Consider the following 11560-nt stretch of genomic DNA (forward strand, 5'->3'; position numbering starts at 1 on the left):
CCCGACGGCACCGAGGATCACTGGTCGCAGGAGTACCTGGATCTGATCCAGCTCGCCTGACCCGGCGCCGGTCCTCCGACCAGGGCGATTTTCCGTCCTCGGATCCCGGGGTGGATGTGTACTAGCCTGAAACCCGTCAAGTGGCGTGCATCACATTCCGGAGGAATTGGTGATGGCAGAGCTCAGGCCGGTGCGCAAGGGGGTGCGGGTGTCCGGCGGCGTGCGGGACGCGATGCAGACCGAACTGCGCGACCGCTACCTCCGGGGTGCGAGCATCCGCTCCCTCGCCGAAGCCACCGGGCGGTCGTACGGCTTCATCCGGACCCTGCTGACCGAGTCCGGCGTCGAACTCCGCGGTCGCGGCGGCCCGAACCGCCGCCGCGCCGTGCCGGGGACCTGACGCGGCCGGCTCACTCCTGGCGCCGGACCGATTCCTCGACGAGATCGAGGACGGCGGACAGGTTTTCGCCGCCGTGCCCGGAGGCGATGCGGGCGATCAGGCCGTCGAGGACCAGGTCGAGGTAGCCGACGAGGACGTCGGTCGGCAGGTCGTCCCGCAGGCGCCCGGCCTCCTTCTGTCGCTCGAGCCGGGCCACGGTGGCCTCGGTGAGTTCCACGCCGCGTTCGCTCCACTCCCGGGCGAACTCGGGGTCCGTGCGCAGTCGCCGGGAGATCTCCACGCGGGTGGCGAGCCAGTCGAACTCCTCCGGCTTCGCGAGCATGTCCCGCATCACCTGCACGAGACCCTCCTCGGCGGCGACATCCGCCATCCGGGTCGCGTCCTGCTCCGCAAGGGCGAGGAACAGGCCGTCCTTGTCCTTGAAGTGGTGGAAGATCGCCCCCCGGGACAGGCCGGTCGCGTCCTCGATGCGGCGGACGGTCGCGCCCTCGTAGCCGTACTCCGCGAAGCAGCGGCGGGCGCCGTCGAGAATCTGCCTCCGACGCGCCGCCAGGTGGTCCTCACTGACCTTCGGCACAGCCGACATCCTTTCGTACACAAGGGGACGGCGGGCCCGAGACTGACGTCCCGAGCCCGCCGTCAGCGCACTACGTGATCACACGACCGGGATGATTCAGCCCCGGATCATGTTGCGCAGCACGTACTGCAGGATGCCGCCGTTGCGGTAGTAGTCCGCCTCACCGGGGGTGTCGATGCGGACGACCGCGTCGAACTCGACCGTGCTGCCGTCGGCCTTGGTGGCGGTGACCTTGACGGTGCGCGGCGTGGTGCCTGCGTTGAGCTCCTCGATGCCCGAGATGTCGAAGACCTCGGTGCCGTCCAGGCCCAGCGACTGGGCCGACTCGCCGGCCGGGAACTGCAGCGGGATGACGCCCATGCCGATCAGGTTCGAGCGGTGGATGCGCTCGAAGGACTCGGTGATCACGGCCTTGACGCCGAGCAGGCTGGTGCCCTTCGCCGCCCAGTCACGCGACGAACCGGAGCCGTACTCCTTGCCGCCCAGGACGACCAGCGGGATGCCGGCCTTCTGGTAGTTCTGCGACGCGTCGTAGATGAACGACTGCGGGCCGCCCTCGAGGGTGAAGTCGCGGGTGTAGCCGCCCGAGACGTCGTCGAGCAGCTGGTTGCGCAGGCGGATGTTCGCGAACGTGCCGCGGATCATCACCTCGTGGTTACCGCGCCGCGAGCCCAGCGAGTTGTAGTCCTTGCGCTCGACACCGTTGGCGTCCAGGTACTGGGCGGCCGGGGTGCCGGGCTTGATCGGGCCGGCCGGGCTGATGTGGTCGGTGGTGACCGAGTCGCCGAGCAGGGCGAGCACACGGGCACCCGTGATGTCGGTGACCGGAGCCGGATCCATCGTCATGCCGTCGAAGTACGGCGCCTTGCGGACGTAGGTCGACTTCTCGTCCCACGCGAAGGTGTCGCCCTCGGGGGTGGCGAGGTTCTGCCAGCGCTCGTCGCCCTTGAAGACGTCGGCGTAGGACTTGCGGAACATGTCCTGGCTGATCGCCGACTTGATGGTGTCGTCGATCTCCTGCGCGGACGGCCAGATGTCCTTCAGGAAGACGTCGTTGCCGTCCTGGTCCTGGCCCAGGGCGTCGGTCTCGAAGTCGAAGTCCATCGTGCCGGCCAGCGCGTACGCGATGACGAGCGGCGGCGACGCCAGGTAGTTCATCTTCACGTCGGGGGAGATGCGACCCTCGAAGTTGCGGTTGCCCGAGAGCACCGCGGTGACCGACAGGTCGTTGTCGTTGACCGCCTTGGAGATCTCCTCCGGCAGCGGGCCGGTGTTGCCGATGCAGGTCGTGCAGCCGAAGCCGCCGAGGTAGAAGCCGAGCTTCTCGAGGTACGGCCACAGGCCGGCCTTCTCGTAGTAGTCGGCGACGACCTGCGAACCCGGCGCCATGTTGGTCTTGACCCACGGCTTCGAGGCCAGGCCCTTCTCGACCGCGTTCCGGGCGAGCAGCGCTGCGCCGATCATCACCGACGGGTTCGAGGTGTTGGTGCAGGACGTGATGCCCGCGACCGCGACCGCGCCGTGGTCGAGCACGAACTCGCCACGCTCGGACTTGACCTTCACCGGCTTGCTGGGGCGACCGTGCGCACCGTTGGCGGCGGACGGCACCGGGGCGACGACGTCGTCCGAGGCGGTGGACGTCTCGACCGGGTCGGACGCGGGGAAGGACTCCTCGACGGCCTCGTCCAGCGCGGAGTGCGCGGCGGCGGTGCCGTTGGTGACGTAGGTGGCGATGTCGCGACGGAACGCGGCCTTCGAGTCCGACAGCAGGATGCGGTCCTGCGGGCGCTTCGGGCCGGCGATCGACGGCACGACGGTGCCCAGGTCCAGCTCGAGGTACTCGGAGTAGGCCGGCTCGTTCGCGGCGTCGTGCCACATGCCCTGCTCCTTGGCGTACGCCTCGACGAGCGCGAGCTGCTCGTCGCTGCGGCCGGTCAGGCGCAGGTAGTTGATGGTCTCGCCGTCGATCGGGAAGATCGCGGCGGTGGAACCGAACTCGGGGCTCATGTTGCCGAGGGTGGCGCGGTTCGCGAGCGGCACCTCGGCGACGCCGGCGCCGTAGAACTCGACGAACTTGCCGACCACACCGTGCTTGCGCAGCATGTCGGTGACGGTGAGCACGACGTCGGTGGCGGTCACGCCGGGCTGGATCTCACCGGTGAGCTTGAAGCCGACGACGCGCGGGATCAGCATCGAGACCGGCTGGCCGAGCATCGCGGCCTCGGCCTCGATACCGCCGACGCCCCAGCCCAGCACGCCGAGGCCGTTGACCATCGTGGTGTGCGAGTCGGTGCCGACGCAGGTGTCGGGGTACGCCTGGCCGTTCCGGACCATGACGGTCGGAGCCAGGTACTCGATGTTGACCTGGTGGACGATGCCCATGCCCGGGGGGACGACCTTGAAGTCGTCGAATGCGCCCTGGCCCCAGCGCAGGAACTGGTAACGCTCACCGTTGCGCTGGTACTCGAGGTCGACGTTGCGCTCGAGGGCGTCGGCGCGACCGAACACGTCGAGGATGACGGAGTGGTCGATGACCATGTCGGCGGGGGAGAGCGGGTTGACCTTGTTCGGGTCGCCGCCGAGGGTCGCGACGGCCTCACGCATCGTGGCGAGGTCGACCACACACGGCACACCGGTGAAGTCCTGCATGATCACGCGGGCCGGGGTGAACTGGATCTCGACGCTCGGCTCGGCCGACGGATCCCAGTTGGCGATCGCGCGGATGTGGTCGGCGGTGATGTTGGCGCCGTCCTCGGTGCGCAGCAGGTTCTCGGCGAGAACCTTCAGCGCGTAGGGCAGCTTCTCGGTGCCGGGAACGGTGGACAGCCGGAAGATCTCGTACGAGTTCTCTCCGACCTCCAGCGTCCCCTTGGCGCCGAACGAATCAATACTGGTGCTCACGTCAGCTCCACTCGTCTTTGAGGTTCGCCGTCGACGGGGCTGTGCCGACGGCAAGCGAGGCTCATCGCGGCGACCGTGGTGATGCCGAACGGTCGATTCATGCCGAAAACCGACCCGGAAGGTCGCGCCGAAGCACCTCGCGGCAACTCTAACAGTACGCTTGTCCTGTGAAACCCGCGGGACATCCGCGTGCTCCGCGGGTCGCACACCAGACGATCCTTGTCGTCGCGACCAACGATCGCAACGCGGGCGGGCGATCGCGGCCCACCGTGGTTGACGTCACGTAATGTGCGGGGCGGTCGCAACGACAGTCACGGCAGCCCGGGGAACGGGCATCCGGGCCCGCTGCCGCGCGCCCGCCAACCGCACAACGACCACCCGCACACCGACCACCGGACGAGAGATGCCTGCTGCCCACTCGATCGTGTTCCACCCGGCTCCCGCCGACATCCCGCCGTCGGTCGACATCGACACGGTCCTCGCCGACCTCGCGGACGACGGGGTGTCCGCGCCGGCCGACGACGTGGCGGCGCTGCAGGCGGTGGTGGCGCGGGCCAACGACGAGGGCGTCGACCTGCGGATCGTCGTCCTCGCGGAGAACCCCGCCCGCGACTCGCAGCTGCGGGACATCGCGACCGAGGTGGGCGTGCACGACGGCGGCACCGTGCTCGTCCTGAGCCCGAATTGGGTGGGCACCTACAGTGATTCGCTGTCCCGGGTCACCGTCGAGGACGCGCAGGATCGCGCGTACACCGGCAATGCGGTCGACTCGGCGAACCAGTTCCTCGACGCGGTGGTCGAACCCGAGGCGCCGTACGGGCTGATCACCGCCGGCCTCGTTGTGGTCGTCGGGGGCGCGGCCGCGGTGACGTGGGCGGTGCGTTCGCGTCGGCTGGACCGTCGCCGCGCCGAGTCCTGATCGGGGCCTGATCGCCACTCGCGGGCGCAACGCGAAACGTCAAGTCGGAAAATATCTTTCGTCCATTCGCGCGATTCCGCCCAGTACACCCGGGGTGTGTGCGGTGTAATTACCGATGTGTCATTTGTGACTGGAGTTTCGTCAGTGTGCGAAGTGTCGTACGGTGCCATTGGCGCTTTTGGGGAAGAAGTGTCGCTGTGGGCAGGGCTGTCACGGAAGTGGCCTCTGCGCACCGGAGTCCGTGGGTGAACGCACCCACGGACCGGATCCGTCGCGCACTCCTTCCCCGGTCGGTGGCGGACCGAGGGAGAGAACAGTGAGGCGAAGGGCACCACGCGGCACCCACCGCCGCGGCTTCTCGCGCACGAGAACTCGCGGCGTGCACCTCCTCGTCGGGTTCGGTGTGGCGTTGTCGCTGGTCGCGGCCACGCCGGGGCTGGCGGCGGCCGTGCCGCCCCCGCCTCCGAACCCCAGTGACGCGCAACTGCAGCAGGCCGACGACTCCGTCGCCGCCCGCGTCGGCGAGGTCGGCGCGCTGATCAACCAGGTTGCCGCCGCGGACCAGCAGCTGCGGGCGCTCGACGACGCGGTCGCGATCAAGCGCGAGGACGTCAACAAGGCGCTCGTCGACCTGCAGAACGCACGAGACGCGGCGGGTGCCGCGGCGGGCGCGGTCGGCTCGACCCTGCAGGCGCTGCGCGACGCCGGAGCTCAGATCGACCTCGCGCAGACGCGATTCGACGAGTTCGCCGCGAACACCTACCGCCAGGGCACCGGCGTGGCCTCGATCGCGTCGTTCATCGGATCGCAGGGACCGGCCGACATCCTGGACCGGGCCCAGCTGATGCGCCTGATGTCCACCAACAAGAACGCCGTCCTCGACGCCCTGCAGCGGGCTCGCACCGCCGAGGCCAACAAGAACTCGGCGGCGCGCGAGGCCAAGCAGAAGGCCGATTCCGCGGCCTCGGCCGCGGAGGCGCGCAAGGCTGACGCGGAGAACGCGATCGCCGTCGCCCGCGCCGCCCTCGCCGAACAGACCGGCAAGAAGGCGGCGGTCGAGGCCCAGAAGGCCGCCGCGGAAACACAGCTCGCCACCGCCCGCGACAACGTCTCCGGGTTGCAGAGCCAGCGACAGGCGTTCGTCAACTGGGATCTCCAGCGGGCGGCCGAGCAGGCGGCCGCGGCGGCCGCCGCCGCGACGCCGAAGGACGCGGCGGCGAAGGCCGCGGCCCGGGTCGCGGCCGACCAGGCCGCCCGCGACCGCGCCCGCGCGCTCGCCGAGGGGCAGCGCAGCCACACCCAGATCGAGGACGACCAGGGCACCGAACCGCCCACGGCGACCGCGCCGGACGAGACGTCCACGCGTGAGGAACCGGACGACGAGACGTCCACCGACGAGACCTCGACGGACGGCGAGTCGACGACGGACGCCGAGGAGCCGGCGCCGACGACCACCGCGAAGCCGAAACCGAAGCCGGGGACCGCGAAGCCGTCGAAGCCCGCACCGAAGCCGTCCGTGACCGGCGGTGCCGCGATCGAGACCGTCATCGACCGGGCGATGTCCCAGCTCGGCGTCCCCTACGCGTGGGGTGGCGGTAACGAGAACGGCCCGACCCTCGGGATCCGGGACGGCGGTGTCGCCGACAGCTACGGGGACTTCAACAAGGTCGGGTTCGACTGCTCGGGCCTGATGATCTACGCGTTCGCCGGCATCGGGATCTCGCTGCCGCACTACACCGGCTACCAGTACACCGCGGGCGAGCAGGTCCCGACGTCGCAGATGAAACGCGGCGACATGGTCTTCTACGGGCCCAATGCCAGCCAGCACGTCGCGCTGTACCTTGGCAACGGGGAGATGCTCGAGGCTCCGCAGTCGGGATCGGTCGTCAAGGTCTCGCCGCTGCGCTGGGACGGCATGACCCCGTACGTGGTCCGGATGGTGTCCTGACCCGGCTGCACGAGCCGGGTGCGGGCGCGAGTGAAAGCGGTGAGTTCTTGGTGACGTCAGCGGACGGTGCGGCGACGGGCGAGGCAGGGTCGACGGCGGCCGGGGTGCAGTCCGACGCGCAGCTGCTGGAGAAGGCGATCTACGAGGTCAAACGGGTGATCGTCGGCCAGGATCGGCTCGTCGAACGAATCCTCGTCGGCCTGCTCGCCAAGGGCCACGTGCTGCTCGAGGGGGTGCCGGGGGTCGCCAAGACCCTGGCCGTCGAGACGTTCGCGACCGTCGTCGGCGGCTCGTTCTCCCGTGTCCAGTTCACCCCCGACCTCGTCCCGACGGACCTCGTCGGCACCCGCATCTACCGGCAGGGCCGTGAGGCGTTCGACATCGAGCTCGGGCCGGTGGTCGCGAACTTCGTGCTCGCCGACGAGATCAACCGGGCACCGGCGAAGGTGCAGTCGGCGTTGCTCGAGGTGATGGCCGAGCGGCACGTGACGATCGGCGGCAAGACCTTCCCGATGCCGGATCCGTTCCTGGTGATGGCCACCCAGAACCCGATCGAGAACGAGGGCGTCTACCCGCTGCCCGAGGCGCAGCGCGACCGGTTCCTGTTCAAGGTGCTCGTCGACTACCCGACCGTCGAGGAAGAGCGCGAGATCGTCTACCGGATGGGTGTCGCGGCGCCCGAGCCCCGGCAGGTTCTCGGTCCCGACGACCTGATCCGGCTGCAGAAGACGGCCGCCGGGGTGTTCGTGCACCACGCGCTCGTCGACTACGTGGTCCGGGTCATCGCCGCGACCCGCACGCCGGACGCGTTCGGCCTGGCCGATGTCGCGGGGTGGATCTCGTACGGCGCCTCGCCGCGCGCGACCCTCGGCATCATCTCCGCGTCCCGCGCACTGGCGATGTTGCGCGGCCGCGACTACGTGGTGCCGCAGGACATCCTCGACGTGATTCCCGACGTGCTGCGGCACCGGCTGGTGCTGTCCTACGACGCTCTCGCCGACGAGGTCAGCCCCGACGACGTCATCACCCGCGTCCTGCAGACCGTCGGCCTGCCGCAGGTCGCCGCCCAGCCGGTGGCGCCCGCGCCGCCGGTGCCCGGTCCGGCGGCCCCGGCCCCGGCGGCACCCGTCGGGGGCGCACCGCGGTGACCCCGACCCCGGCCGCCGCGGCGGGCCGCTCAGGGGATCCCGCCGGTCGGTCGTTGCCGTCGCTCCGTGGCGGGCAGGTGCGCGACCCGGAACTCGCGGCCGCGTTGCGCACGCTCGAGCTCACGGTACGGCGGCGTCTGGACGGCGTGCTGCACGGTGAGCACCTCGGGCTGATCCCCGGCCCCGGCAGTGAACCCGGCGACGCCCGGCTGTACCAGCCCGGAGACGACGTTCGGCAGATGGACTGGTCGGTGACCGCCCGCACCACCCACCCGCACGTGCGGCAGTCGGTCGCCGACCGGGAACTCGAGACGTGGCTCGTCGTCGACCTGTCCGCGAGCCTTGACTTCGGCACCGTCGGCGCCGAGAAGCGGGACCTGGCCGTGGCCGCGGCCGCCGCGGTCGCGCACCTGACCAGCGGCGGCGGCAACCGGATCGGCGCGATCGTCGCGACCGGTCACCACAGCGTCCGGATCCCGGCCCGGGGCGGCCGCCTGCACGCCCAGGCGATGCTGCGGACGATCGCGACCACCCCGCACGCCCCGGACGGGGTGCGCGGCGACCTGAAGGGTGCGATCGAGTCGCTGCGCCGCCCGCAGCGGCGGCGGGGACTGGCGGTGGTGATCAGCGACTTCCTCGGGCCGCTGGACTGGGAGCGATCGCTGCGGGCGGTGTCCGGCCGCCACGACCTGCTCGGCATCGAGGTGCTCGACCCCCGCGACCTCGAACTGCCGGACCTCGGCGAAGTGGTCCTGCACGACCCCGAGACCGGGCGCACGCGCGAGTTCAGCACCACCGAGCAGTTGCGCTCCGACTACGCGGCGGCGGCGCAGGCGCACCGGGAAGAGGTCGAGCAGGCGCTGCGACGGTGCGGCGCGCCGGTGCTGGGCCTGCGCACCGACCGGGACTGGATCGCGGACGTCGTGCGCTTCGTCGCCGCCCGCAGGCACAGTTATGGTTCCCGAGTGAATCGAGTGCCGCAGAGTCGAGTGCCCCGCCGGTGAGCGCGACCCAGTTCGCGTCCCCGTGGTGGCTCGCGTTTCTCCTCGTGGTGGCGGCACTCGCCGTCGGGTACGTCCTCGTTCAGCGACGCAGGCACCGGAACCTGCTGCGCTTCTCCAACCTCGAGATGCTCGAGAAGGTGGCGCCGGCACGTCCGGGCCGGCTCCGGCACCTGCCGACGGCGCTCGTGTTGGTCGGGCTGATGCTGCTGACGGTCGCGCTGGCCGGACCCACGTCGGACAAACGGGTGCCGCGCAACCGGGCGACGGTGATGCTGGTGATCGACGTGTCGCTGTCGATGAAGTCGACCGACGTCGCTCCGACCCGCATCGCCGCGGCGCAGGAGGCCGCCAAGAAGTTCGCGGACGGGCTGACACCCGGCATCAACCTCGGCCTCGTCGCGTTCGCCGGCACCGCGTCGGTGCTGGTGTCGCCGACCGTCAACCGCGAGGAGACCAAGACCGCGATCGACCATCTGACCCTCGCGGAGCGGACCGCGACGGGCGAGGCGATCTTCACCGCGCTGCAGTCCATCGAGACCCTCGGCGCCGTCCTGGGCGGTGGGGACCAGGTGCCGCCCGCCCGGATCGTGATGCTCTCCGACGGCAAGCAGACGGTGCCGGACAGCCCCGACGCCCCACGCGGCGGCTACACCGCCGCCAGCAAGGCGAAGGAGGCGGGGGTGCCGGTTTCGACCATCTCGTTCGGCACCTCGTACGGCACCGTCGACATCGGTGACGAGCGGATCGCGGTACCGGTGGACGACCCGTCGCTGCGGGAGATCGCGAACCTGTCGGGCGGCAGCTTCTTCACCGCGTCCAGCCTCGAGGAACTGAACCGGGTGTACGACACCCTCGAGGAGCAGATCGGATTCGAGACGGTCCGGGGCGACGCCAGCCGGGCCTGGCTGGTGCTCGGCGTGCTGTGCACGGCGGCGGGACTGGGTGCCGCTCTGGTTCTGCGCCAACGCCTGCCCTGAGCCTTCGCCGACTGTCACAATGTGCTGCCACGTTCCACCCGAACCACAACAGATAGGTTGATCGAATGTCGAACGCGTCCACCCCGTCCCGCTCCGTGCTCGTGACCGGAGGCAACCGGGGCATCGGCCTCGCGGTGGCCCAGCGTCTCGCCGCGGACGGTCACAAGGTGGCGGTCACGCACCGCGGTTCCGGTGTCCCGGAGGGGCTGTTCGGGGTGCAGTGCGACGTCACGGACGCGGAGTCGGTGGATCGCGCGTTCACCGAGGTCGAGGAGCACCAGGGCCCGGTCGAGGTGCTGGTGGCGAACGCGGGCATCACCGACGACACGCTGCTGATGCGGATGACCGAGGAGCAGTTCACCAAGGTCGTCGACGCGAACCTGACCGGGGCGTTCCGGTGCGCCAAGCGGGCGAACCGCGCGATGCTGCGCGGCCGGTGGGGCCGGATGATCTTCCTCGGCTCCGTGGTGGGTCTTGCGGGCCAGGCGGGGCAGATCAACTACGCCTCGTCCAAGGCCGGTGTGATCGGCCTCGCGCGGTCGGTCACCCGCGAACTCGGTTCGCGCTCGATCACCGCGAACGTGGTCGCCCCCGGGTTCATCGAGACGGACATGACGGCGGAGCTGTCGGACGATCTCCGCGAGACCGCGAAGAAGTTCATTCCGCTGCAGCGCCTCGGGAAGCCGGAGGACGTGGCCGCGGTGGTCTCCTTCCTCGCGTCGGAGGACTCCGCGTACGTGTCCGGTGCGGTGATTCCCGTCGACGGCGGCATGGGCATGGGGCACTGACCCGACCGCCGCGTCACTCCCTCTCGCACACAACGACTTTCACCACCAGGAGGAGCACTACCATGGGCGGACTGCTCGAAGGCAAGACCATTCTCGTGACCGGCATCATCACCGACGCCTCGATCGCGTTCCACGCGGCGGCGGTGGCGCAGGAGCAGGGCGCGAAGGTGATCATCACCGGGCTGCCCGAGCGGCTGCGGCTGATCGACCGGATCGCCAAGCGGCTGCCGCAGGAGGTGCCGCCCGCGATCGGTCTGGAGATCACCAGCGAGGACGACCTGAACGCGCTGGCCGACCGGGTGCGTGAGCACGCGCCCGAGGGCGTCGACGGTGTGCTGCACTCGATCGCGTTCGCGCCGAAGACGCTGATGGGGCCCGATGCCAAGCCGTTCCTCGAGGGCCCCGGCCCGGACGTCGCGAAGTCGTTCGAGATCTCCGCGTGGAGCTACGCCTCCCTGGCGCGCGCGGTGCTGCCCGTCATGAACGAGGGCGGCTCCATCGTCGGCATGGACTTCGACCCGCGCACCGCGATGCCGTACTACAACTGGATGGGCGTGGCGAAGGCCGCGCTCGAGTCCGTGAACCGGTACGTCGCGCGGGAGGTCGGCGAGGCGAAGAAGATCCGCTCGAACCTCGTCGCCGCGGGTCCGATCAAGACCCTCGCCGCGAAGGCGATCGCCGGGACCGCCACCGACGACGCCAAGAAGATGAACCAGCTCAACGAGTACTGGGACGCCGCGGCGCCCATCGGCTGGAACTTCAACGACCCGACCGCGGTCGCGAAGTCCGTGGTCGCGGTGCTGTCGGACTGGCTGCCCGCCACCACCGGATCGATCATCTACGTCGACGGCGGGGCCAGCCACAACACCTGGCTGCCCGAGAACCTGTGACCGCCTGA

10 protein-coding genes are annotated in these 11560 nt (G+C 70.2%); 8 read left to right on the top strand and 2 right to left on the bottom strand.

All coding sequences use genetic code 11. The features are described from left to right. The first annotated feature begins 172 nt into the window (after nucleotides 1–172). Nucleotides 173–400 carry a helix-turn-helix domain-containing protein gene (locus ABD951_RS23330; protein ID WP_345351018.1) on the top strand — a complete coding sequence of 76 codons (228 nt, stop codon included), beginning with the start codon at nucleotides 173–175 and terminating at the stop codon, nucleotides 398–400. 10 nt (nucleotides 401–410) lie between these two features. Here the strand turns inward: ABD951_RS23330 and ABD951_RS23335 are convergent, their stop codons facing one another. Continuing rightward, complete coding sequence (locus tag ABD951_RS23335; protein WP_345351021.1) at nucleotides 411–977, bottom strand: TetR/AcrR family transcriptional regulator; 567 nt, start codon at nucleotides 975–977, stop codon at nucleotides 411–413. Between the two features lie 96 nt (nucleotides 978–1073). After that, nucleotides 1074–3878: an aconitate hydratase AcnA gene (acnA, locus tag ABD951_RS23340; RefSeq protein WP_345351024.1), complete on the bottom strand. Its 2805-nt coding sequence runs from the start codon at nucleotides 3876–3878 to the stop codon at nucleotides 1074–1076. 403 nt (nucleotides 3879–4281) lie between these two features. Here acnA and ABD951_RS23345 point away from each other — a divergent pair, with 403 nt between their 5' ends. From ABD951_RS23345 to inhA, 7 genes are all read left to right on the top strand, one after another. Continuing rightward, complete coding sequence (locus ABD951_RS23345) at nucleotides 4282–4797, top strand: Rv1476 family membrane protein (RefSeq protein ID WP_345351027.1); 516 nt, start codon at nucleotides 4282–4284, stop codon at nucleotides 4795–4797. Between the two features lie 316 nt (nucleotides 4798–5113). Then, nucleotides 5114–6745 (top strand): NlpC/P60 family protein, encoded by a 1632-nt coding sequence (locus tag ABD951_RS23350; protein WP_425569927.1) that lies wholly within the window; start codon nucleotides 5114–5116, stop codon nucleotides 6743–6745. A 104-nt stretch (nucleotides 6746–6849) separates the two neighbouring features. After that, nucleotides 6850–7893, top strand: coding sequence for an AAA family ATPase (locus ABD951_RS23355; RefSeq protein ID WP_425569929.1), 1044 nt, complete (start codon nucleotides 6850–6852; stop codon nucleotides 7891–7893). Further along, nucleotides 7890–8897 (top strand): DUF58 domain-containing protein, encoded by a 1008-nt coding sequence (locus ABD951_RS23360; protein ID WP_345351033.1) that lies wholly within the window; start codon nucleotides 7890–7892, stop codon nucleotides 8895–8897. Before ABD951_RS23355 ends, ABD951_RS23360 begins: the two co-directional genes overlap by 4 nt. Continuing rightward, a complete protein-coding gene (locus ABD951_RS23365) occupies nucleotides 8894–9874 on the top strand; it encodes a VWA domain-containing protein (RefSeq protein ID WP_345351036.1) in 981 nt (326 codons plus the stop codon). The genes ABD951_RS23360 and ABD951_RS23365 overlap by 4 nt, the downstream gene beginning before the upstream one ends. Before the next feature lie 65 nt (nucleotides 9875–9939). Further along, nucleotides 9940–10662, top strand: a complete 723-nt coding sequence (gene fabG1, locus ABD951_RS23370) for a 3-oxoacyl-ACP reductase FabG1 (protein ID WP_345351039.1) — start codon at nucleotides 9940–9942, stop codon at nucleotides 10660–10662. 62 nt (nucleotides 10663–10724) lie between these two features. After that, nucleotides 10725–11552 carry an NADH-dependent enoyl-ACP reductase InhA gene (gene inhA, locus ABD951_RS23375; RefSeq protein ID WP_345351042.1) on the top strand — a complete coding sequence of 276 codons (828 nt, stop codon included), beginning with the start codon at nucleotides 10725–10727 and terminating at the stop codon, nucleotides 11550–11552. Nucleotides 11553–11560 lie beyond the last annotated feature (8 nt).

It is taken from the genome of Rhodococcus olei (genome assembly GCF_039540555.1).
Lineage (GTDB): Bacteria > Actinomycetota > Actinomycetes > Mycobacteriales > Mycobacteriaceae > Rhodococcus_G > Rhodococcus_G olei.

Coding starts and splice junctions, on each gene's coding strand:
- ABD951_RS23330 (WP_345351018.1), top strand. CDS start 173: ATGGCAGAGCTCAGGCCGGTGCGCAAGGGGGTGCGGGTGTCCGGCGGC.
- ABD951_RS23345 (WP_345351027.1), top strand. CDS start 4,282: ATGCCTGCTGCCCACTCGATCGTGTTCCACCCGGCTCCCGCCGACATC.
- fabG1 (WP_345351039.1), top strand. CDS start 9,940: ATGTCGAACGCGTCCACCCCGTCCCGCTCCGTGCTCGTGACCGGAGGC.
- inhA (WP_345351042.1), top strand. CDS start 10,725: ATGGGCGGACTGCTCGAAGGCAAGACCATTCTCGTGACCGGCATCATC.